The 22,844-nt window shown below is 50.1% G+C and carries 22 protein-coding genes, 1 tRNA gene and 2 pseudogenes; 20 read left to right on the forward strand and 5 right to left on the reverse strand.

Annotated elements, in window-relative coordinates; all coding sequences use genetic code 11:
* Window positions 1-10 precede the first annotated feature (10 nt).
* The 4 genes and pseudogenes from nuoN to AC1RVX_RS24595 all read left to right on the forward strand — a co-directional run bounded on the left by nuoN (window position 11) and on the right by AC1RVX_RS24595 (window position 2,543).
* Window positions 11-1,495: an NADH-quinone oxidoreductase subunit NuoN gene (gene nuoN, locus AC1RVX_RS24580; RefSeq protein WP_493219208.1), complete on the forward strand. Its 1,485-nt coding sequence runs from the start codon at window positions 11-13 to the stop codon at window positions 1,493-1,495.
* A 33-nt stretch (window positions 1,496-1,528) separates the two neighbouring features.
* A pseudogene (locus AC1RVX_RS24585) lies at window positions 1,529-1,591 on the forward strand (DUF2818 family protein); the annotation flags it as partial.
* Between the two features lie 198 nt (window positions 1,592-1,789).
* A pseudogene (locus AC1RVX_RS24590) lies at window positions 1,790-1,984 on the forward strand (DUF2818 family protein); the annotation flags it as partial.
* Entirely contained in the window at window positions 1,977-2,543 is a 567-nt protein-coding gene (locus AC1RVX_RS24595; protein WP_493219209.1) for an NUDIX domain-containing protein, read from the forward strand. The pseudogene AC1RVX_RS24590 and the gene AC1RVX_RS24595, both read left to right, overlap by 8 nt.
* A 226-nt stretch (window positions 2,544-2,769) precedes the next feature.
* Here the strand turns inward: AC1RVX_RS24595 and AC1RVX_RS24600 are convergent, their stop codons facing one another.
* Entirely contained in the window at window positions 2,770-4,392 is a 1,623-nt protein-coding gene (locus AC1RVX_RS24600) for an electron transfer flavoprotein-ubiquinone oxidoreductase (RefSeq protein ID WP_493219258.1), read from the reverse strand.
* A gap of 494 nt (window positions 4,393-4,886) precedes the next feature.
* Here AC1RVX_RS24600 and AC1RVX_RS24605 point away from each other — a divergent pair, with 494 nt between their 5' ends.
* Together AC1RVX_RS24605 and AC1RVX_RS24610 are read left to right on the forward strand one after the other, a co-directional pair.
* Window positions 4,887-5,663, forward strand: coding sequence for an SDR family oxidoreductase (locus AC1RVX_RS24605; protein ID WP_422986256.1), 777 nt, complete (start codon window positions 4,887-4,889; stop codon window positions 5,661-5,663).
* A complete protein-coding gene (locus AC1RVX_RS24610) occupies window positions 5,660-6,106 on the forward strand; it encodes an acyl-CoA thioesterase (RefSeq protein WP_493219210.1) in 447 nt (148 codons plus the stop codon). The genes AC1RVX_RS24605 and AC1RVX_RS24610 overlap by 4 nt, the downstream gene beginning before the upstream one ends.
* Before the next feature lie 41 nt (window positions 6,107-6,147).
* Here AC1RVX_RS24610 and AC1RVX_RS24615 read toward each other — a convergent pair whose 3' ends face one another.
* A complete protein-coding gene (locus AC1RVX_RS24615) occupies window positions 6,148-6,708 on the reverse strand; it encodes a LuxR C-terminal-related transcriptional regulator (protein ID WP_493219211.1) in 561 nt (186 codons plus the stop codon).
* 204 nt (window positions 6,709-6,912) lie between these two features.
* On the opposite strand from AC1RVX_RS24615, the gene AC1RVX_RS24620 reads away from it, so the two are divergent.
* The gene (locus tag AC1RVX_RS24620) at window positions 6,913-7,614 is read left to right on the forward strand and encodes a CoA transferase subunit A (protein ID WP_493219212.1); all 702 of its coding nucleotides are present in this window, start codon (window positions 6,913-6,915) and stop codon (window positions 7,612-7,614) included.
* Between the two features lie 21 nt (window positions 7,615-7,635).
* Window positions 7,636-8,277 (forward strand): CoA transferase subunit B, encoded by a 642-nt coding sequence (locus tag AC1RVX_RS24625; RefSeq protein WP_493219213.1) that lies wholly within the window; start codon window positions 7,636-7,638, stop codon window positions 8,275-8,277.
* Between the two features lie 192 nt (window positions 8,278-8,469).
* Here the strand turns inward: AC1RVX_RS24625 and AC1RVX_RS24630 are convergent, their stop codons facing one another.
* Window positions 8,470-8,994 carry a DUF3617 domain-containing protein gene (locus AC1RVX_RS24630; RefSeq protein WP_493219214.1) on the reverse strand — a complete coding sequence of 175 codons (525 nt, stop codon included), beginning with the start codon at window positions 8,992-8,994 and terminating at the stop codon, window positions 8,470-8,472.
* Between the two features lie 128 nt (window positions 8,995-9,122).
* On the reverse strand, window positions 9,123-9,917 hold the full coding sequence (locus tag AC1RVX_RS24635) for a 3-hydroxybutyrate dehydrogenase (protein ID WP_493219215.1): 795 nt from the start codon (window positions 9,915-9,917) through the stop codon (window positions 9,123-9,125).
* A gap of 196 nt (window positions 9,918-10,113) precedes the next feature.
* Between AC1RVX_RS24635 and AC1RVX_RS24640 the strand changes: the two genes are divergently transcribed.
* Genes AC1RVX_RS24640 through AC1RVX_RS24650 form a run of 3 tightly spaced genes read left to right on the forward strand, consistent with a single transcriptional unit; the run spans window position 10,114 to window position 13,585 of the window.
* The gene (locus AC1RVX_RS24640; RefSeq protein ID WP_493219216.1) at window positions 10,114-10,983 is read left to right on the forward strand and encodes an alpha/beta fold hydrolase; all 870 of its coding nucleotides are present in this window, start codon (window positions 10,114-10,116) and stop codon (window positions 10,981-10,983) included.
* An 8-nt stretch (window positions 10,984-10,991) separates the two neighbouring features.
* Complete coding sequence (locus AC1RVX_RS24645) at window positions 10,992-11,342, forward strand: RidA family protein (protein ID WP_493219217.1); 351 nt, start codon at window positions 10,992-10,994, stop codon at window positions 11,340-11,342.
* Between the two features lie 5 nt (window positions 11,343-11,347).
* Window positions 11,348-13,585, forward strand: coding sequence for a RelA/SpoT family protein (locus AC1RVX_RS24650; protein WP_493219218.1), 2,238 nt, complete (start codon window positions 11,348-11,350; stop codon window positions 13,583-13,585).
* Window positions 13,586-13,633: 48 nt separating this feature from the next.
* Here AC1RVX_RS24650 and AC1RVX_RS24655 read toward each other — a convergent pair whose 3' ends face one another.
* A complete protein-coding gene (locus tag AC1RVX_RS24655) occupies window positions 13,634-14,566 on the reverse strand; it encodes a cation diffusion facilitator family transporter (protein WP_493219219.1) in 933 nt (310 codons plus the stop codon).
* A gap of 200 nt (window positions 14,567-14,766) precedes the next feature.
* On the opposite strand from AC1RVX_RS24655, the gene AC1RVX_RS24660 reads away from it, so the two are divergent.
* From AC1RVX_RS24660 to AC1RVX_RS24700, 9 genes are all read left to right on the forward strand, one after another.
* Window positions 14,767-14,843: transfer RNA gene (locus AC1RVX_RS24660), tRNA-Val, on the forward strand.
* A 227-nt stretch (window positions 14,844-15,070) separates the two neighbouring features.
* Complete coding sequence (thrS, locus tag AC1RVX_RS24665; protein WP_493219220.1) at window positions 15,071-16,978, forward strand: threonine--tRNA ligase; 1,908 nt, start codon at window positions 15,071-15,073, stop codon at window positions 16,976-16,978.
* Window positions 16,979-17,031: 53 nt separating this feature from the next.
* Window positions 17,032-17,568, forward strand: a complete 537-nt coding sequence (infC, locus tag AC1RVX_RS24670; protein ID WP_493219221.1) for a translation initiation factor IF-3 — start codon at window positions 17,032-17,034, stop codon at window positions 17,566-17,568.
* Window positions 17,569-17,753: 185 nt separating this feature from the next.
* Window positions 17,754-17,951, forward strand: a complete 198-nt coding sequence (gene rpmI, locus AC1RVX_RS24675; RefSeq protein WP_162020098.1) for a 50S ribosomal protein L35 — start codon at window positions 17,754-17,756, stop codon at window positions 17,949-17,951.
* A gap of 28 nt (window positions 17,952-17,979) precedes the next feature.
* Window positions 17,980-18,339: a 50S ribosomal protein L20 gene (gene rplT / locus AC1RVX_RS24680; protein ID WP_186949063.1), complete on the forward strand. Its 360-nt coding sequence runs from the start codon at window positions 17,980-17,982 to the stop codon at window positions 18,337-18,339.
* Between the two features lie 127 nt (window positions 18,340-18,466).
* A complete protein-coding gene (gene pheS, locus AC1RVX_RS24685; protein WP_493219222.1) occupies window positions 18,467-19,483 on the forward strand; it encodes a phenylalanine--tRNA ligase subunit alpha in 1,017 nt (338 codons plus the stop codon).
* A gap of 72 nt (window positions 19,484-19,555) precedes the next feature.
* On the forward strand, window positions 19,556-21,982 hold the full coding sequence (pheT, locus tag AC1RVX_RS24690) for a phenylalanine--tRNA ligase subunit beta (protein ID WP_493219223.1): 2,427 nt from the start codon (window positions 19,556-19,558) through the stop codon (window positions 21,980-21,982).
* A 102-nt stretch (window positions 21,983-22,084) separates the two neighbouring features.
* Window positions 22,085-22,438 (forward strand): integration host factor subunit alpha, encoded by a 354-nt coding sequence (locus AC1RVX_RS24695; protein WP_456243413.1) that lies wholly within the window; start codon window positions 22,085-22,087, stop codon window positions 22,436-22,438.
* A gap of 8 nt (window positions 22,439-22,446) precedes the next feature.
* Window positions 22,447-22,815, forward strand: a complete 369-nt coding sequence (locus AC1RVX_RS24700) for a MerR family transcriptional regulator (RefSeq protein ID WP_493219224.1) — start codon at window positions 22,447-22,449, stop codon at window positions 22,813-22,815.
* Window positions 22,816-22,844 lie beyond the last annotated feature (29 nt).

Consider the following 22,844-nt stretch of genomic DNA (forward strand, 5'->3'; position numbering starts at 1 on the left):
GCTTGTAAAAATGAATAATATGAACCTGATACCACTTTATCCTGAAATCTTTTTGCTACTGGCGATTTGCGTCATATTGCTGATAGATATGTTTCTGGCTGACAGCAAGCGCAATGTCACTTACGTGCTGAGCCTGTTGAGCCTGGCCGTGTGTGGAGCCTTGACTGCAGCCAATTCTGATACGGTGATGTCGATCTACGTCAGCAACAACATGTTTGTGTCTGACCCCATGTCCAATATGCTGAAGCTGTTCTCTTATCTGGCAGTGGGCGTTACCCTGATTTATTCACGTCAGTACGTGAGCGATCGTGGCATGACCAACAATCATCTGGGTGGCGAGTACTATGTATTGGCGCTGTTTGCCCTGCTGGGTCAGATGGTGATGATTTCCGGTAATAACTTCCTTGTCATTTACCTGGGCCTGGAATTGATGTCCCTGTCGCTGTATGCATTGGTGGCCCTGCGTCGTGAACACACAGTATCGACCGAAGCGGCGATGAAGTATTTCATCCTGGGCGCGCTGGCATCTGGTTTCATGCTGTACGGTATTTCCATGTTGTACGGTGCTACTGGTTCCCTGCAATTGAGCGAAGTGGTTAAAGTGGCTGCGACGGCAACTGCCAACAAAACTATCCTGGTATTTGGTATCGTGTTCCTGGTGGCTGGTTTGGCGTTCAAACTGGGTGTGGTTCCTTTCCACATGTGGGTACCTGATGTGTACCAGGGCGCGCCGACAGCCGTTACTTTGTTGCTGGGTGGTGCACCTAAACTGGCGGCATTTGCGATCACTTTCCGTTTGCTGGTAGAAGGCTTGTTCCCGCTGGCTGTGGACTGGCAGCAAATGCTAATGGTCCTGGCAGTATTGTCGATGGCCGTCGGTAACCTGACCGCTATCGCGCAGACCAATCTGAAGCGCATGCTGGCGTACTCCACCATTTCACAAATGGGCTTTATGTTGCTGGGCATGTTGTCTGGCGTCGCCCATGGTAATGCTGATCTGGCAGTGGATGCCTACAGCGCTTCCATGTTCTACAGCATTACTTATGTGCTGACGACATTGGGTACATTTGGCGTCATCATGTTGCTGGCCCGTAGCGGGTTTGAAGCAGAAAATCTGGAAGACCTGAAAGGTCTGAACAAGCGCAACCCATGGTTTGCATTTGTCATGCTGTTGCTGATGTTCTCGCTGGCAGGTATCCCACCTATGATGGGCTTCTACGCCAAATTGTCCGTATTGCAGGCAGTATTGTCTACAGGTCAGTTGTGGCTGGCAATTGTTGCCGTGCTGTTCTCGCTGATAGGTACTTTCTATTATCTGCGTGTCGTCAAACTCATGTATTTTGACGAGCCTCTGGATCATAGTCCTATCGTTGTCAGCACTGATATGCGCGTCATATTGAGTATCAACGGCTTGGCCGTATTGGTCATGGGTTTGATGCCAGGTTCTTTGATGATGGCCTGTGCAAACGCCATTTCAAATACTCTTAAGTATTGATCGTCAGTGGGTAATTCTGCATCAGTCTGGCTGGTGATCGTATTGGCGGTTTTGGCCGCCAATACGCCATTTGTGAATGAGCGCTGTTTCGCAGTAATACCGCTGCAGCGTTTTATGTTTCTGAAACCAATTTTCTTTTGGGCATCGCGCCCGGCGAAGTTCGATTCGACAGATACAGACTTGTTTGACGACGAAGACGTCAATAGGGTTACTACCAATCTTGCGGATCAGGTAGTTGAAAATTCAAACGCGGCAATTTCAGAATCACAAAATGAAATTGTTATGCCGATAGTTAAACCGCTATGGCTGCGCCTTATTGAACTTGTCGTTCTATATTTTGTTGTTGGTGGAGTCGCCTTTGCTCTTGAGTCAGCCGCTGGCAATCCGTTTCCTCAGGGCTGGGAGTTCTATGCCATCAATGGCTGCCTGTTTCTGGTGCTGGCTTTCCCCGGTTTTGTTTATCGTTACCTGAAGCGCAAACATGGCTGAAAAAGTCACCAGCAAGCTGGATCTGCAAGAAACCAGGCTTAGCAGTGAGCAGGTGTATGCAGGCAGTTTTCTCAAGGTCGACAAAGATGTAGTGTCTCTGCCAGACGGTCAGACTGCTACCAGAGAATACATTCGGCATCCTGGTGCGGTTGTCATTATTCCTTTGTTTGATGACGGCAGGATCTTGCTGGAGAAACAGTTCCGCTATCCCCTTGACCGCATTTTCATAGAATTTCCCGCTGGTAAAATTGATCCGGGTGAAGATCCGCTGGTCTGTGCCCAGCGCGAGTTGCGTGAAGAAACCGGCTATACCGCCACGGACTGGTCTTTCGTCTGCACCATACACAATGCCATCGCTTATTCCGACGAGCATCTGGACATCTACCTTGCCAAAGGCTTGACGGCAGGGAAGGCAGCACTGGATGAAGAAGAATTCCTGGAGGTTTTCACCGCCACGCTGCCAGAGATGCTGGACTGGATAAAATCCGGCCATATCACCGACGTAAAAACCGTCATAGGCACATTCTGGCTGGAAAAAATCCTGGCCGGCAAGTGGTGATTGCAGGTTGAAGTCTTAAAAAGCTCCGAAAACGAAAAAGCCGCTAATTAGCGGCTTTTTGCATTAGAAATTCATTTCCAAAATTAATATGTCAAGAAGTTCTGAGTAAGCGTAGCGAGCAGGGCTAGTTTGAGTTAAGAAGCGCAGTCGTACATACGTACGACGACGAATTTGCAAAAAGGCAGGCTCAAAATCGCACTGCGCAGTAGCTTAATCAGAACTTCGACTACATGTTTGGATAATTGGGTCCACCCCCACCTTCAGGCGTCACCCAGACGATGTTCTGCGTTGGGTCCTTGATGTCACAGGTTTTGCAATGCACGCAGTTTTGCGCATTGATTTGCAGACGGTCAGCACCAGCTTCGGTTTTCACGAATTCATACACACCAGCCGGGCAATAGCGCGCCTCTGGTCCAGCGAATTTCGCCAGGTTGATAGATACTGGCACATCGGCATTTTTCAATGTCAGATGGATGGGCTGGTCTTCAGCGTGATTGGTATTGGAAATGAAGACTGAAGACAAACGGTCAAAGGTCAGCTTGCCATCCGGCTTGGGATAGACGATAGGCGTGAATTCAGAAGCAGGGCGCAGGCATTCATGATCAGCCTTGTTGTGATGCAGTGTCCACGGTGCTTTGCCGCGCAATACCACCTGATCCAGCCACACCAGCGGCGAGCCATAGGTGCCGCGCTTCAGCAATGGTTTGACATTGCGTGCAGTGTACAACTCTTCATGCAGCCAGGATTGTTCAAATGCCGTCGAATAGCTGCTCAGTTCATCATGCTGACGGTTGGCAGACACCGCTTCAAAGGCGGCTGTAGCGGCCAGCATGCCCGTCTTGATCGCGGCATGACTACCCTTGATACGACTCATATTCAGGAAGCCTGCATCACAACCTATCAAGGCGCCACCTGGGAACACCAGTTTAGGCAGGGATTGCAAGCCACCGGCAGTAATTGCCCTTGCACCATAAGACACGCGTTTGCCACCTTCAAAGAAAGTGCGAATCGCTGGATGAGTTTTGAAGCGCTGGAATTCTTCGTATGGTGACAGGTAAGGGTTTTCATATGCAAGACCCACGACATAACCTACTGCAACCAGATTGTCTTCCAGATGGTAAAGGAAAGAACCGCTGTACTGATCCATCAAAGGCCAGCCAGTTGTGTGCACGACCAGGCCAGGTTTATGTTGCTTGGGATCTATTTCCCACAGTTCCTTGATGCCTATGCCGTAAGATTGTGGGTCTTTACCCTTGTTCAAATCATATTTGGCGATCACTTGTTTGCCCAGATGACCACGTGCGCCTTCTGCAAACAGGGTGTATTTCGCGTGTAATTCCATACCTAGCTGGAAGGCGGAAGTTGGTTGACCGTGACGGTCTACCCCCATATTGCCAGTGGCAACACCTTTTACTGATCCATCTTCGTTGTACAGAACTTCTGCCGCCGCAAAACCAGGGAATACTTCCACACCCAAAGCCTCGGCCTGCTGGCCCAGCCAGCGCGTCACATTGGCTAGCGAGACGATGTAATTGCCGTGATTTTCAAAACAGGCAGGCAGTGCCCAGTTGGGGGTGCGATAGGCTTTTTTCTCAGTCAATACCAATACCCGGTCTTCTGTGACTTCGGTATTCAAAGGCGCACCCATTTCCTTCCAGTTGGGAAAGAGTTCTGTCAGGGCTTTGGGGTCCATGACGGCACCAGAAAGAATGTGCGCGCCTGGCTCTCCGCCTTTTTCCAGCACGCAGACTGAGACTTCCGTACCTTTTTCTGCAGCCAGCTGTTTCAGCTTGATGGCTGCCGACAAACCCGCCGGACCACCGCCGACGACGACGACATCATATTCCATTGCGTCGCGAGGACCGTACTGTTCAAGTATGCTTTGAGTCATGGCTATTTTCACTTTATGAAGATTTTCGAACGATCGTGCTTATTTGTTTTCAGCATGTTATCTGCTGTAGGTATATTTCGCAAGCGAGGGTGCACTCCAAAAATTTTTCTTAGAACCTGTTTACGATCTTACTGCGCGTGTGTGATCGGGGCTCATGTGTTGCTCAAAATGCTCGTGTACTAGAGTACATTCCGCTTTTTGCGCTGCGCTTAGTTACCCTTACCCCGCTGACGCTCGCTCGCTACAGATCGTAAACAGGTTCCATTGGTGCACAAGTTACACCGGATTATCGCAGAGCCAACTTTGGGATGCATCAAGATCATGTGAATTTGCAGGAAATTTTCTGTAAAAATCTTCAACTAATTCAAATCCGTACAACACAAGCATAATCTCTATGTCATCATAGAGTCTTATAGTTTAGTGAACTTATTCCAAATATTGCGGAGAATCAGATGGGCATAGAAGTCAATTTCGAAGGCAAAATTGCGCTGATTACAGGCGCTTCCAGTGGTCTTGGTGCACGGTTTGCCAAAATTCTGGCACAGGCTGGCGCACAGGTCGTGCTGGCATCGCGTCGTATAGACAGACTGAAAGAATTGCGTGCCGAAATCGAATCCGAAGGTGGTGCCGCGCATGTGGTGGCCCTGGATGTGACGGACTATGGCAGCATCAAGTCAGCGATTGCCCACGCCGAGACCGAGGCGGGCCCGATAGATATCCTGATCAATAATTCCGGTGTGTCGACTACGCAACGCCTGGTCGATGTGACGCCGGATGACTATGCCTATGTCATGGATACCAATCAACGCGGTGCCTTCTTTGTGGCGCAGGAAGCCGCCAAGCGTATGATCGCCCGCCATAAGGGCGATCCTAAAAAGCAGCATCGCATCATCAATATTGCCTCTGTAGCCGGTCTGCGTGTGCTGCCACAGATAGGCATCTACTGCATGAGCAAGGCGGCGGTGGTGCACATGACCAAAGCGATGGCAGTGGAGTGGGGTAAGTACGGTATCAATGTAAATGCGATTTGTCCCGGCTATATTTCTACTGAGATCAATTCAGACTATTTTGCGACTGAAGCAGGTCAAAAACTGGTCGAGATGCTGCCAAGAAAACGTGTAGGCACGCCGGAAGATCTGGATGGCCTGCTGCTTTTGCTGGCCGCCGAAGAATCACGCTTCCTGAATGGTGCTATCGTCACCGCCGATGATGGTATGAGTGTGCAATGATAGAGAATAAGGTAACGGAAAAGAAGCTGGTCTACACCGTCACCATACCCATACGATGGGGAGATATGGATGCCATGGGCCACGTCAACAATACCGTATATTTTCGTTATATGGAGCAGGCACGTATAGAGTGGCTGAGCATGATGGGTTGCCAGCCGGATGAAGAGGGCAACGGCCCCGTTATCGTGAATGCCTATTGCACCTTCAAGAAACCGCTGAAATATCCTGACCAGGTTGAGGTCTGTACCTACATCGGGGCAGCAGGGCGTAGCAGCTTTGAAACCATACAGGAAATGCGCTCGGTTGGTGACGGCTATGCCCTGTATGCAGAAGGCGGTGCGAAGGTGGTCTGGGTGGCGGCCGATACTGGCAAGTCCACTGGTTTGCCGGAGTCGATCAAGCAGAAATTAAGTGAGATCAAGGTGGCAAAACGCAAAAAGTGAGGTGCTGACGGCGCTGCTTGCGCTGTCTCATACACCTTGGTTCAGCGAATGATACCCAGCAGTTTATGCACAAGTTCACTTGAAGTCGATGAATTAAACTTGCGCATCAGTTTTGCCCTGTGCATTTCCACTGTTCTTGGACTGAGGTCGATTTGGCGTGCAATTAGCTTGCTGGTTTTGCCTTCCACCAACAGTGCGGCAATTTCGCGTTCGCGTGGCGTCAGTTCGGCAGTCACCGGGCGTTTGGCGCTCAGGTCTTCGAAAGTCCAGATGCCGGCGGCGTGCGGATTGTCCTTGCTCAGTCCCCGTCCTGATACGTGACACCAGAACAGTTCCTGATTAGCACGTTTCATGATGCGTTCATCAGAGTAATAGCCTTTGGCATTCATGATGGGGGTAATTCGTGCACCGGTACGCTCAAATTCGTCAGGACTGGGGTAAAGTACCAGGAAAGACTGGCCCAGTAATTCATCTTTTTGATAGCCAAACATTTTTGCCAGGTCATCATTACAGGCGTGAATGATGCGATTTTGCGACACACACATACCGACAGGCGCATGTTGAAATATGGATTCAAAATCTATGGGCTGTACGACATTCATTTCCATGATCCACTGACAGGGTTATAGAACACAACTCAGTCCAGTTTATGAAGTGAGTTTTAATAAAGGCGTATTTTTACGGTATTGCGCAGTATAACGCAGCATCATATCCTGTAAGGCTAATGATTTGCATGGCGCTTTGCTGCATTTGCAGCGGCCAATTGACAAAAGAAATATCGATTTAAAACCTGGAGAGGGGACATTATGGACAAAGTTTATCCTGACGCTGCCAGCGCACTGGCTGGTATTATCAAAGATGGTCAGACCATTGCTGTAGGTGGTTTTGGCCTGTGCGGCATACCTGAAGCACTGATCGCTGCCTTGCGTGATTCTGGTGTCAAAGAACTGACCGCCATTTCGAATAATGCGGGTGTTGACGGTTTTGGTCTGGGGCAATTGTTGACCACCCGTCAGATCAAGAAAATGATTTCATCCTATGTGGGTGAAAACAAGGAATTTGAACGTCAATACCTGGCTGGTGAGCTGGAACTGGAATTCACTCCCCAAGGCACGCTGGCAGAGAAGCTGCGTGCCGGTGGTGCCGGTATCCCAGCCTTCTTCACCAAGACGGGCGTTGGTACCATTGTGGCTGACGGCAAGGAAATCCGTGAGTTTGATGGCCAAAAATACGTGATGGAACGCTCTCTGGTATCCGACGTGTCCCTGGTCAAAGCTTGGAAGGGCGACAAGGCAGGTAATCTCGTCTACCGCAAGACAGCGCGCAATTTCAATCCGAATGTCGCGATGGCTGGCAAGTTTACCGTGGCGGAAGTCGAAGTGCTGGTCGAAACCGGGGAACTGGATCCGGATGAGGTTCACACGCCGGGTATTTTCGTGCAGCGCATAGTCGTCAATGCCAATCCGGAAAAACGTATAGAACAGCGTACCGTACGCCCTTCGAAATAAACACAGCAGGAGACAAGAGACATGGCATGGAATCGTGATGAGATGGCTGCGCGTGCAGCACAGGAATTGCAAGACGGTTTTTACGTCAATCTGGGCATAGGCTTGCCGACTATGGTCGCCAACCATGTGCCAGAAGGCATGGAAGTCTGGTTGCAATCCGAAAATGGTTTGCTGGGCATAGGCCCTTTCCCGACTGAGGAGGAAGTGGATCCCGACATGATCAATGCAGGCAAGCAAACAGTAACAACTTTGCCGGGTTCGTCGATATTCAGTTCGGCTGATTCATTCGCCATGATACGTGGTGGCAAGATCAACCTGGCTATTCTGGGGGCAATGCAAGTCAGCGAACACGGCGATCTGGCCAACTGGATGATCCCTGGCAAGATGGTCAAGGGTATGGGTGGAGCCATGGACCTGGTGGCTGGTGTGGGTCGCGTCGTGGTGTTGATGGAGCATGTAGCCAAGGGCGATGTGCACAAGATTTTGAAAGCCTGCAATCTGCCTTTGACTGGCGTCGCTGTGGTGAACCGCATTATCACTGATTTGGGTGTGATTGACGTCACGCCAACGGGTTTGAAACTGGTCGAGCTGGCGACTGGGGTCAGCAAGGAAGAAATTATTGCCAAAACCGAAGCTGTGATCGATGTCAGTGCAGTGGCCTGAGTGTATGGATTGAGTTAAGTTTTCTAAAACAAAAAGCCGATGTGTATGACATCGGCTTTTTGTTCGTTCGTAGCAGTACATGCGTGATAAGACTGATGCAAAATTATTCCAGCAAGGTTGCAGCGACGAAGACAGTACTACAGCCAGTCGCTGCAACGCAGCAGGAGCGGTTTTGCGTAAGTCCTGCGTGAATTATTTTTTCTGTGGCATGACAGGTGGTTTGACATCTCCACAATCACTGCCCATCCACTTACCCGTGGTTTCCATATGCTGAGAAACCGGCTTGCCGTGAGAAACACCCTTAAAATCATAAACAGAAGTCATACTGTCAGAGGTAAAGCTGCCTTTGACATTACCTGTGCCTTTCATTTCCGGCATATCACAGACGATCTCTGCCGAATAGCTATTGCCTGAGCGCGAAAAATTCTTGTTCTGGCAATATTGATCACGACCACTGGCGGGCGGTTTGTCCTGATCTACCATTTCTTTGGTGAAGCAGACTTTATGTATCATGGCCCCATCTTGCATGACAGGCATTTTGATACCCATCTGCTTCATTTTTTCCAACTGTTCAGGCGGGATTTTGGGCATGCTCTTCATGGAATCCGACTTCATGGTCATTTCCCATAGGCCGGGTTTCATTTTATCTGCGGCAAGACAGGTGCTGGCGGTGAGGGCGATGGCAGAAATGCCAGCTAGACGTACAAGAACTTGCATGAGGGGCTCCTGTTTTGAAAGTGTTATCGCACTATACATCTGAAAAAAGTGTGACGAAAGCAAAAAGTAAAAGCTGTCACTTCTTTGCTCACTGGCGCAGCAGAGTAGTTTTTGGGCTGGTCTGACATTTATTGTGCGACCCAGCCACCATCCATATTCCAGGCGACACCGCGAATCTGATTGCCTGCCTCGCTGCAAAAGAACACGGCAAGCGCCCCCAGTTGTGCTGGCGTGACGAATTCGCCGGATGGCTGTTTTTCTGCCAGCAGGCGTTTTTTTGCAGTGTCATTGTCAACACCTTCTTTTGCTGCCCGGTCATCCACCTGTTTTTGTACCAGTGGTGTCAATACCCAGCCTGGGCAGATGGCATTGCAGGTAATGCCGGTTTCTGCGGTTTCCAATGCAGTCGTTTTGGTAAAGCCGATCAGACCATGTTTTGCCGCCACATAAGCTGATTTTTGGGCAGATGCAACCAGGCCATGAACTGAAGCCAGATTAATGATGCGACCCCAGTTTTTTTGCTTCATGTAAGGCAGCACCAGACGCGTGGTGTGGAAACTGGATGTCAGATTGATGGCGATGACGGCATCCCATTTTTCTACCGGGAAGTCTTCAATATTGGCGACATGTTGTATGCCAGCGTTGTTGACAAGGATGTCAACACCACCGAACTTGCTATTGGCAAACTGCATCATGGCTTCAATTTCACCAGCTTTGCTCATATCTGCATTGTGGTAGGCTGTCTGGACATCAAACTCGGTTTCGACGGCATTCTGCAGGTTTTGTATCTCTTGTCTGTCACCAAAGCCATTAAAGACGATATTTGCGCCTTCAGCAGCCAGCGAACGGGCTATGCCGAGTCCTATGCCGGATGTGGAACCTGTAACCAGTGCGGTTTTACCTTTAAGCGAAGATGCTGACATGCTGACTCCTGAAGTGTGGTTTAGTGCAAGGGACGTAAAAAAATTCCCTGTCATATGTTGTGTTAATGCAAGCCGGGGCAAGTCCTGATTTGCTAAAAAAACATGCATTCAAACAGTTAACAATGATTTTAAGCGCAACGAACGGTAAAATGTAGGTCACATGCGCTAGTAAAAATACTGTTTATAAGGATAATCCATGCAGGCCAGACGCAAATCAGTGCAATGTATCTCGCCTACCGGCTTGCATACCATGTCTTACAAAGAGTGGGGTGACCCTCTCAATCCCAGGGTCTTGATCTGTGTTCACGGTGTGACACGGGTGGCTGATGATTTTGATTCTTTGGCTGCGGCACTATGCCAGCACTATCGTGTCGTGTGTCCTGACGTTGTCGGGCGTGGTTATTCTGGCCGCTTGCGCAACCCCATGCATTACCAGATACCGCAATATGTGAGTGACATGGTGAGCCTGCTGGCGCGCCTTGATGCCGGGACTGTGCACTGGTTTGGCACATCCATGGGCGGTTTGATAGGCATGAGCCTGGCAAGTTTGCCTGATAATCCGATTCAAAAACTGGTCTTGAATGACGTGGGGCCAGTGCTGAATCCTGAGGCTTTGGCCAGAATCGGTGATTACATAGGGCAGGATGTACGTTTTGCAACGTTTGAAGAGGCGCAAGCTTATATCAAGGCGATTTCCATTTCTTTTGGCCCCCATACACCAGAGCAGTGGGAAAAACTGGCCCGGGATGTTTTGCGTCAAAATGAACAAGGGCAATGGGTGCGACACTATGACCTTGGGCTGGCTGAACCGATCAAGGCCAGCACACCGGAAATGGCTGCGCTTGCCCAGAACATGTTGTGGGCGGCGTATGATGCAATAAAATGCCCGACCTTGCTGGTGCGTGGTAGTGAATCGGATTTGCTGACGGCCGAGTCGGCTGCGGCAATGACGCAGCGTGGTCCACGGGCAAAGCTGGTGGAATTTGCAGGAATAGGGCATGCGCCGACATTTGTGCAACCGGATCAGATTGCCGTTGCAGTTGATTTTTTGTTGAATCAGGTTTGAGTATAAAAATGAGTATCCAGAGATTTCATGTAGGCCCACGTTTGTCGGAAACCGCCATTTTCAATCGGGTGGTTTACCTTGCCGGCCAGGTACCGGATGAAGCCACGCAGGGCATAGAAGGGCAGACTGAACAAGTACTGGCCCACGTTGACCGTTTGCTGGCCGAAGCTGGCAGCGACAAGACACGGATTTTGAGCTGCCAGATTTTTTTGTCTGACATTACACTGATTACCGCCATGAACCAGGTGTGGGATAGCTGGGTAGCCGAAGGCAATTCACCGCCACGTGCGACAGTGGAAGCCAAACTGGCAAAGCCCGAATGGTTGATTGAGATCGTCATTACAGCAGCGCAGAAATAATTGATATGGTATCAATTTCGACCACAGCCTCCGAAGCAGCGCTGCTTGAAGGCTTGTCAGATACAGACGCAGAGCGGGTTGTCGCTGCGCTGGAATATGTCACACCCCTGTATGCAAATAAATGTGTAGTGACAGAGCAGAATGCCTTGCAATTCGTCAGTGGCGTGGTGGCCACGCTGGCGATGCTGCGTACCGATGTTGATACCCGCATTGCCGCCATTCTGTTTGAGTTACCAGAACTGAACCCGATCGCGGCAGAGCAGATAGAAATTCGCTTCGGCAAAGAAATTGCTGACCTGGTGACTGGGATACGCCGTCTTATGAAGTTGCGTGAAGCTGCACTGACCCAGCATGATGTCGGACGTGGCAAGGACGCGGCAGAAAAAGCCGCCACCCAGATGGAAACCCTGCGCAAGATGGTGTTGGCCATGGCCACCGACATGCGTGTCGTCCTGGTGCGGCTGGCTTCGCGCGTGACCACACTGCGTTATTTTGCCGAATGCAAACGCGAAGATGGCGCAGCCCAGCAATATGCCAGCGAGACCATGGATTTATATGCGCCACTGGCGAATCGCCTTGGTGTGTGGCAATTGAAATGGGAGCTGGAAGACCTGTCTTTCCGTTTCCTGGAGCCTCAGCAATACAAGCGCATTGCCAAGATGCTGGAAGAAAAGCGGCTGGAGCGTGAAAGCTTTGTCGTCAATGCCATTGCCAGGTTGAACAAAGAATTGCTGGCGGCGGGTGTCAAGGCCGAAGTCACCGGGCGCCCCAAGCACATATACAGCATCTGGAAAAAGATGAAGGGCAAGTCCGTCGATTTTGACGAGCTGTATGATGTCCGTGCTTTCCGCGTGATTGTCGATGATATCAAGGATTGCTATACGGTCCTGGGTATCGTTCACAATGCCTGGACACCGATACCCAAAGAGTTTGACGATTATATTTCGCGCCCCAAGCCGAATGGCTACAAGTCTCTGCATACCGTCGTGGTGGTGGAAGATGGCAGGCCATTGGAAGTGCAGATACGCACGCGTGAAATGCACCAGTTTGCTGAATACGGTGTGGCTGCTCACTGGCGTTACAAGGAATCGGGGGGCTCGAATTTTTCAGCGCAGGAATACGATGAAAAAATTGCCTGGCTCAGGCAATTGCTGGCCTGGAAAACCGACGTTGCTGATGTTGTTGTTGAACACGAAGAATTGCAGCGCGAATGGGTGGAAAAACTCAAGGCTGCCAGCCTGGATGACAGGATCTATGTCTTGACGCCACAAGCCAGGGTCATCGAGTTACCTTGCAATTCAACCCCGGTGGATTTTGCCTATCACCTGCATACAGATGTAGGGCATCGTTGTCGTGGTGCGCGTGTCGACAATGTCATGGTACCGCTGAATACACCTTTGAAAAACGGCCAGACGGTAGAAATTATTACTCTCAAAGTTGGTTCGCCACAGGCTGGCCCTTCGCGTGACTGGCTGACGCCCGAATATTCTGCCAGCACGCGTACCCGTACCAAAATCCGCGCCTGGTTCAATACCATCGATCAGGAAGAAACCCTGTCATCGGGCCGCGCCTTGGTTGAAAAAACCCTGCAGCGCGAAGGCAAGACGGCTGTCAATTTGGAAGAGCTGGCGCGCAAGCTGGGCTTTGCTGAAGTCAATGACTTGTTTTTATCGGTAGGCAAGGATGAATTCAGCCTGCGCCAGATCGAGACCGTGTTGCGTGAAAATGTCGTCGAGGCTGAGCCAGACGAAGCCAGTTTCACCAACAAGAGTCGCGCATCCAGCGTGACGCAGGGTGCCAAATCCGGCGTGCTGGTGGTTGGAACCGAAGGTTTGATGACACAACTGGCACGTTGCTGCAAACCTGCACCGCCGGATGATATCGTCGGCTTTGTTACGCGTGGCAAAGGTATATCCATACACCGCCTGAGTTGCAAGAATTTTGCAGAAATGCGTAACAAGGCGCCCGAGCGCGTGATCCAGACCACCTGGGGCGAGCATGGCAAGGACACGGTATACCCCGTCGATATCTTCGTGCTGGCACAAGATCGCCAGGGGCTGCTGCGTGATATTTCCGAAGTATTTTCTCGCGAAAAAATCAATGTGATAGGTGTCAATACCCAAAGCGCCAAGTCACAGGCCAGGATGTCATTCACCGTTGAAATCGGCGGTACCACGCAATTGCAAAAAGCGCTGACGGTGTTGCATGAAGTCAGTGGTGTGCTGGAAGTGCGGCGTAATTAAAGTGCATGCTGGATACCTCGGTTGCTGACGTATCCAGCATGGTAGCTCTTAATCCTGAAACTCTTCCAGTTCGGCCACTTCCGCCTGCAGCGTAATGTGGTCAATTTTATGTTTGCTCAGCAGCATGGTCTTGACGCTTTCCAGTATGCGGGGCCAGGCGCTAAGGTCTTCAATTTCCAGATGACCTATCAGTGCAGGGAAGCCGGGTGACATTTCCCATACATGCAGGTCATGTACTGACAACACGCCATTGACCTCTTCCAGGTCTGCGCCAATTTGCACATAGTCAATATGATGAGGCACGCCTTCCATCAGGAAATGGTAGGACTCGCTCAATACTGCTAGCGTGGATTTGAGGATCAGCAGGGAAACAAAAATCGACAGCAGCGGGTCGATTTGCATCCAGCCAGTCAGATAGATCACGGCACCGGATACGATTGCTGCCACTGATCCCAACAAATCACCCATGACGTGGACCAGAGCAGCTTTGGTGTTGACGCTTTCTTTGTCGTGTGACAATACCCAGGCAACGACAATGTTGATAGCCAGACCTATGCTCGCCACCAGCATGACAGTACCGCCTTGCACTGTTTCTGGTGTGGAAAATCGCTGTAGGGCTTCTTTGATGATCCAGGCTATGACACCCAGCATGATCAGGCCGTTGACAAAGGCAGCCAGTGCTTCGGCGCGACCAAAACCAAATGAATTCTTTGCTGTTGGAGGTCGTTTCGCAATGATCTGCGCCAGTAGTGCCAGACCCAGCGCTGCAGCATCGGTCACCATGTGCCCGGCATCGGATATCAGGGCCAGTGAGTTGGATATAAAACCGAACACTACTTCCACGCCCGCAAAGCTCAGGGTCAGGCCCAGCGCCCAGGCCAGTATCTTTTGGCTGCGGCTTTCAAAATAATGCCGGTGTTCGGCGTCACCGCGGCGGTGGTCGTGCAAATGGTCGCTTTTACTGTGGACGTGATGTGGCATATCGATAATGGCTTGCTTATTGAGAGTTGAATCGAGTATTGAATCCGGGATATGCCATAGTGTAGCCGAATGCGGGTATTCGGTCGCACGGCAAATGAGTTCCGGTAACCGTAATTCCAGTCAGGTTTATTGCGGATAAATTTTTTTAAGGCAAGGGGCTAGCAATTTCTCGAAAGTCTCTGCTATAATCTCGTTTCTTTAGGCGCGTAGCTCAGCTGGTTAGAGCACTACCTTGACATGGTAGGGGTCGTTGGTTCGAGTCCAATCGTGCCTACCAAAGATTTTAAAATTATTAAAATATTATAGTTAAGAGCGAGAAAGGCATCCCTGGTTATGACACCGCGAACTACCACGAAACTGGTTTGGGAGCGACTCTAGTCGAGGATACTTTTCGTTTGAAACAAACTGAAAAAGCACGGCTAGCCGTGCTTTTTTTTCGTCTGCGTTTTTTAGACTCATTTTTTATCTCAATTCTTTAGTATTTTTTCCGCTTTGGAGAGTGACATGGTTTCAGTAAAACTTCCTGATGGTTCGCAACGACAATTCGATGCACCGGTAACGGTAGCGCAAGTTGCTGCCAGCATCGGTGCTGGCCTGGCAAAGGCTGCTCTGGCTGGACGTGTAAATGGAAAATTGGTCGACACCTCGCATCTGATCGATGCGGATGCGGATCTGGCCATCGTTACGGACAAAGATGCTGATGGCCTGGAAGTGATACGTCACTCTACAGCTCACTTGCTGGCGTATGCCGTCAAGGAATTGTATCCGGATGCGCAGGTCACTATCGGCCCAGTTATTGAGAATGGTTTTTACTATGACTTTTCTTACAAACGCCCGTTCACACCAGATGATCTGGTGGCGATAGAAAAGAAAATGGCTGAGCTGGCGAAAAAAGACGAGCCAGTCACTCGCAAGGTCTTGCCACGTGATGAAGCTGTTGCCTATTTCAAATCCATAGGTGAAGCCTATAAGGCCGAGATCATTGAATCCATTCCTGCAGACCAGGATGTGTCTTTGTACACAGAAGGCAATTTCACTGACTTGTGCCGTGGTCCGCACGTGCCATCCACCGGCAAGCTGAAAGTATTCAAGCTGATGAAGCTGGCTGGTGCCTACTGGCGTGGGGACTCTAAAAACGAGATGTTGCAACGCGTCTACGGCACTGCTTTTGCCAAGAAGGAAGATCAGGAAGCCTATCTGCATATGCTGGAAGAGGCTGAAAAGCGTGATCACCGCAAGTTGGGCAAGGCGCTGGACCTGTTCCACTTTCAGGATGAAGCGCCTGGCCTGGTGTTCTGGCATGCCAAGGGCTGGACTATCTGGCAGCAGGTAGAGCAATACATGCGCAAGGTGTATCAGGACTGCGGCTATCAGGAAGTGAAGGGCCCACAAATTCTTGACAGTAGCCTGTGGGGCAAGACTGGCCACTGGGATAACTACAAAGACAATATGTTTGTCACCGAGTCGGAAAACCGCGTCTATGCCTTGAAGCCGATGAATTGCCCTGGCCATGTGCAGATTTTTAATTCCGGCATGAAGAGTTATCGTGACCTGCCTTTGCGCTTTGGTGAATTTGGTCAGTGCCATCGTAATGAACCGTCTGGTGCGCTGCACGGTATCATGCGCGTGCGTGGCTTTACACAGGATGATGGTCATATTTTCTGTACTGAAGATCAGATTCAGGCTGAAGTCATGGCCTTTCACCCGCAGGCAATGAAAGTGTATGAAGATTTTGGTTTTGATAAGATTTTCATCAAGCTGGCTTTGCGTCCTGATAACCGCATCGGTAGCGATGAAATCTGGGATAAGGCGGAAGATACTTTGCGTACTGCTTTGCGTTCCTGTGGTGTTGAGTGGGAAGAATTGCCAGGCGAGGGTGCTTTCTACGGCCCTAAAATTGAATATCATCTGAAAGATAGCCTTGGTCGCCCATGGCAGGTTGGTACCATGCAGGTCGATTTCTTCATGCCGGGTCGCCTGGGTGCGGAATATGTCGCAGATGACAACAGTCGTAAAGTGCCTATCATGTTGCATCGTGCGATTGTGGGTTCGATGGAGCGTTTCATTGGTATCTTGATAGAAAATCATGCTGCTGCCTTGCCGCTGTGGCTGGCACCGGTGCAAGTTTCCGTCTTGAATATCTCGGAATCGCAGGCTGAATATTCACAATCTGTTGCCGAAATCCTGAAGAAACAAGGGTTTAGAGTGAAAACTGATTTGCGTAATGAGAAGATTACCTTTAAAATACGCGAGCATTCCATTCAAAAACTGCCATATATCCTCGTGATAGGCGATAAAGAGAGGGATGCCAACACAGTGGCTGTGCGTACGCGTGGCAATCTGGATCTGGGGGTAATGCCTCTGGACGCCTTTATAACTCGTTTGAAAAACGAAGTTGAAACCAAGGTTTAACAGATTAGCAGCGACCCTGTTTTAACAGGGTTGCATAGCTTTTATTATTATTTTTGAAGGAAACTGCAATAGCTACTGACAAGTCACATCGCATCAACGGTGAAATAACTGCGCCTGAAGTGCGCTTATCCGGCGTTGAGAATGAGCCTCTGGGCATCGTGAAACTGAGTGAAGCCTTCCGTTTGGCTGAAGAAGCCAATGTGGATTTGGTGGAAATAGCGCCGACGGCGCAACCACCGGTTTGCCGTCTGATGGATTACGGCAAATTCAAATACCAGGAGCAGAAAAAAGCTCACGAAGCCAAGCTCAAGCAAAAAGTGATACTGGTCAAGGAAGTCAAGTTCCGTCCGGGTACAGATGATGGTGATTACAATATCAAATTGCGTAATCTGATCAAGTTCCTGGATGATGGCGACAAGACCAAAATTACCCTGCGTTTCCGTGGTCGTGAGATGGCGCATCAGGAAATCGGTATGCGTATGCTGGAGCGTTTGAAGCTTGATCTGGACCAGTATGGCCAGGTTGAACAGTTTCCGAAGATGGAAGGTCGTCAGATGATCATGATTCTGGCACCGAAGAAGAAAAAATAAGTTTCAGCTTATTTGAAACGAAAAAGCAAAAGCAGGTTTTGTGAGGCACGCATTAGCGGGCATTACGATGGACCCAGCCAAAAGCTGGGTCACAATAAGTGAGAAGTAGGCATCCAAGAGTAGCGATCGTTGCTGCCACCTACCATCATATAAAAGTGGAGCTGTCTTAACAGACAGATAGTACTATGCCAAAAATGAAGACGAAAAGCAGCGCCAAGAAGCGCTTTCGCGTCCGTCCAGGTGGTACCGTTAAACGCGGTCAAGCTTTCAAACGTCACATTCTGACCAAGAAAACTACCAAAAACAAACGTCAATTGCGCGGTGCTGTAGGTGTTCATGACACCAACATGGTATCTGTAATGCGCATGATGCCAACAGCTTAACCTCATACTCATTATTTAAGGAGTTATTATGCCTAGAGTAAAACGTGGGGTTACAGCTCGTGCCCGTCATAAGAAAGTTCTCAACCTTGCTAAAGGTTACCGTGGTCGTCGCAGTAAGGTATTCCGTATTGCCAAGCAAGCAGTTATGCGCGCTGGTCAATATGCATACCGCGATCGCCGCAACAAGAAACGTGTATTCCGCGCTTTGTGGATCACACGTATCAATGCAGCGGCTCGCCAGCATGGCCTGACTTACAGCGTGTTTATGAACGGCCTGAAAAAAGCCGCAATTGAACTCGACCGTAAAGTACTGGCTGACATGGCTGTGACTGACAAACCAGCATTCGCTGCGATTGTTAATCAAGTCAAAGTTAACCTGGCTGCTTAATAGCAGACGGTAGTCGCAGCGGCTGAGCTTGCTCAGTTGCAAATATCAAGCGGGGCAGAGGTTGAATCCTATGCCCCGTTTTGTTTTCAGATCATTATTTCAGCTTCGTGGTAAGCGGGAACAAGGCATGAACCCTTTAGATCAAATCGTCAGCCAGGCACGTGCTGATTTTCTGGCAGCCATTGATGCTGCCGCTTTAGAGAACGCAAAAGCGCTTTACCTTGGTAAGAGTGGGCAGATTACCGAACAGATGAAAAGTCTGGGCAAATTGCCACCAGAGGAAAAAAAGGTTCAGGGCGCAGTCATCAATGCAGCCAAAGTCCAGATTGAAACTGCCTTGACCGAGCGCCGTGATGCGCTGGCCAATGCACAAATGCAGACACGTCTGAATGCAGAAGCAATCGACGTCAGCTTGCCTGGTCGTGGCCGCAGCGTAGGTGGCATCCATCCCGTCATGCGTACCTGGCAGCGTGTCGAAGAAATCTTCCGTTCCATCGGTTTTGACGTGGCAGATGGCCCCGAAATCGAAACGGACTGGACCAATTTTACGGCCTTGAACAGTCCGGAAAATCATCCTGCACGTTCCATGCAGGACACCTTTTATGTCGATGGCAAAGATAGCCAGGGCAAACAATTATTATTGCGTACCCATACCAGTCCTATGCAGGTTCGTTATGCGCGTATGCACAAACCGCCGATCAAGGTTATTGCTCCGGGCCGTACCTATCGCGTCGACAGCGATGCCACGCACTCCCCGATGTTCCATCAGGTTGAAGGCTTGTGGATTGCTGAAGACATCAGCTTTGCTGACCTCAAGGGTGTGTACCTGAACTTTGTCAAAGCCTTCTTTGAAACCGATGATTTGCAGGTGCGTTTCCGCCCCTCTTATTTCCCGTTCACTGAACCTTCTGCCGAGATCGATATCGCCTTTGGCAGCGGACCATTGAAAGGGCGCTGGCTGGAAGTGTCTGGTTCTGGCCAGGTGCACCCTAGCGTAGTGCGCAATATGGGCCTGGACCCGGAAAAATACATAGGCTTCGCCTTTGGTTCCGGTCTTGAGCGCCTGACCATGCTGCGTTATGGCGTCAACGATTTGCGTTTGTTCTACGAAGGCGATTTGCGCTTTTTGAAGCAATTCAACTAAAAGAATGACAGCGCATTCCTGAATTTTTGAGTGGCGCGTCGCGCCCTGCATCCAACATTAGACGGCTGAATTATGCAATTTTCTGAAAACTGGCTACGTACCATGGTTGATCCGAAGATGACTTCGGATGAGTTGTCCCATCTGCTCACCATGTCGGGATTGGAAGTCGAAGAGGTGGAGCCGGTTGCTCCGCCATTTAATAATGTCGTGGTAGCTGAAATCCGCGAAATCGCCAAGCATCCTGATGCTGACAAACTCAATGTCTGTCAGGTCGATGTAGGCACAGGCAGCCTCTTGAATATCGTTTGCGGCGCGCCGAATGTGCGTGTAGGCATGAAAGTGCCGTGCGCCATGGTTGGCGCCATCTTGCCACCTGGTGCAGACGGCAAACCATTTGAAATCAAGATAGGCAAGCTGCGCGGTGTTGAATCCTATGGCATGCTGTGTTCCGCCCGCGAGTTGAAATTGTCGGAAGACCACGGCGGTTTGATGGACTTGCCATCGGACGCCCCAGTGGGTCAGAACTTCCGTGATTACTATCAACTCAATGACTTGAAATTCACCATCAAGCTGACACCGAACAAGGCTGATTGCCTGTCGGTACTTGGTGTCGCACGTGAAGTGTCGGCGTTGACCGGTACACCCATGCAATTGCCGGAAGCAGTTGTGTTGCCAGTGACTTTGCAAGAGACCTTGCCTGTCAAAGTCAGCGCACCTGATCTGTGTGGCCGCTTTGCCGGTCGTGTCATCCGTGGTGTGAATGCGCGTGCGGCGACGCCTGAATGGATGAAGCAAAGGCTGGAACGCAGTGGTCAGCGCCCGATTTCTGCGCTAGTTGATATCTCCAACTATGTGATGCTGGAACTCGGTCGTCCTTCCCACGTGTTTGATCTGGACAAGATCCATGGCAGCCTGGATGTGCGCTGGGGTAAGGCTGGTGAATCGCTGAAACTGCTGAACGGTAATACGGTAGAAGTGGATGACTGGGTTGGTGTTATTTCTGATGAAAAAGAAATTGAATCCCTGGCCGGTATCATGGGCGGTGACTCCACTGCCGTGACCCTGGACACGCAAAATATTTATCTGGAAGCCGCATTCTGGTGGCCACAAGCGATACAGGGCCGTGCCCGTCGCTTCAATTTTTCTACTGATGCAGCCCATCGTTTTGAACGTGGTGTCGACTTTGCTTCCATTGTCGAACACATAGAGCGCATCAGCGCCCTGATCGTCGAAATCTGCGGTGGTACCAGCCAGGTCAAACTGGGCCCAGTGGATGACCAGATTATCAATTTGCCGCAACGTCCACCAGTCAAGCTGCGTACGGCGCGTGCCGTCAAGGTGATTGGTGTTGCACTGGATGATACAAAGATTGCCGACATTTTCACCCGCCTTGGTTTGCAGTTCACTCAGGTGCCAGGTGAATTCATGGTGACGCCACCGTCCTATCGTTTCGATATCGAAATCGAAGAAGATTTGATCGAAGAAGTGGCGCGCGTGTATGGCTTTGAAAATATTCCTGCATTGCCGCCTGTGGCCGCGAATGCGATGCTGATTGCGCCGGAAAACCAGCGTTCCCTGTTTGCCGTGCGCCGCCTGATCGCTGATCAGGATTATCAGGAAGTCGTCAATTACAGCTTTGTCGAAGAAACCTGGGAACAGGATTTTTCCGGCAATTCCCAACCTGTTCGCCTGCTGAATCCTATTGCCAGCCAGATGAGCGTCATGCGTACCAGCATGATAGGCAGCCTGGTGGCAAATACTCGTTATAATCTGAATCGCAAGCTGAATCGCGTCCGCATTTTTGAAATCGGCGCAGTCTATTTGCGGGATGTTAATGTGCAAGATGGTCCGCTGGAAGTCGCCGGCTATCAACAGCCGAAACGCCTGACGGCGCTGGCTTATGGCCCGGTTGCTGAAGAGCAGTGGGGACTGGAAACCCGCAATGTGGATTTCTTTGATGTCAAGGCTGATCTGGAAGCATTATTTGCACCAAAAACATTGCGCTTTATCAAGCACGAGCATGTTGCCCTGCATCCTGGGCGCAGTGCAGCCATAGAATGTGACGGCAAGCACATTGGTGTGATTGGTGAATTGCATCCGCGCCTGCAGCAGAAATATGAACTACCTTTGGCACCCGTATTGTTTGAAGTGGATGTCGCTGCATTGCAAAACGTGGATGTGCCTGTGTATCAGGAAATTTCCAAATTCCAGGCGGTTACGCGGGACTTGGCACTTGTTGTCAAACAGACAGTAGTAGTGCAAAATTTGCTGGATGTATTCCAGGCTGAAATTCGCCAGAATGAGGCATGTAAAATAGTGCAAGCCGTTGTTTTGTTTGATGAATATCGCGGCAAGGGGCTGGAAACTGATGAGAAAAGTCTTGCTTTCCGCTTTAGCTTGCAAGATACTCAAAGTACCCTGCAAGATGATAAAGTGGAAGCTGCAATGAATGCATTGGTGGCAGCTGTTAGTCAACAATTTGCCGCCCGTCTGCGTTAAATTTGTCTGAACCTGTTGGATTTACTTGGGAAGAGTTTCAAAATGAATGACGTTATTTCCGCTGAATTTCAGTCGGTGCTGGATGCTGATTTGAATCGTGCGATGCTGGAAGCCAGGGCGCGCTCACAAGCGGAAAAGGAGTTGCCGACCTTGACCAAGGCAGAATTGGCCGAACTTTTGTTTGAGCATGTAGGCTTGAACAAGCGTGAGGCCAAGGATATGGTAGAAACTTTTTTTGATGAAATCCGTGATGCACTGGAAAGGGGCGAGGCCGTCAAGTTGTCCGGCTTTGGCAATTTCCAGTTGCGTGACAAGCCGCAACGTCCTGGTCGCAATCCCAAAACCGGGGAAGAAATTCCTATTACTGCTCGTCGTGTCGTTACTTTCCACGCCAGTCAGAAGCTCAAAGGCATGGTCGATGATGTCGGCAGTCAACCTCTGGCCCACGCTGCCTGATATTTTCCATGACAGAAATCAAGATTGAGTCTTTTGTGCTGCCGCCTATTCCGGCAAAGCGGTATTTTACGATAGGCGAAGTTGGTGAACTGTGTGGCGTCAAGCCACATGTCCTGCGTTATTGGGAACAAGAGTTTTCTCAACTGAAACCGGTAAAGCGGCGCGGCAACCGTCGTTATTATCAGCATCATGAAGTGTTGCTGATACGTCGTATTCGTGAATTATTATATGAGCAAGGTTTTACCATCAATGGCGCCAGAAACAAGTTGAACGTCAATGGTGGTCCGGCAGAGGCGGAAGTGCATGAAGCCGAGCCGGTCAACCTGCATCAGATCAGGGATGAATTGAAATCGATTCTGAGTTTGCTGAAAGTCTGATACCTGCTGGTAAGAATAAGCTGTCCGGT

It is taken from the genome of Undibacterium sp. GW821-FHT11B02 (assembly GCF_058808955.1).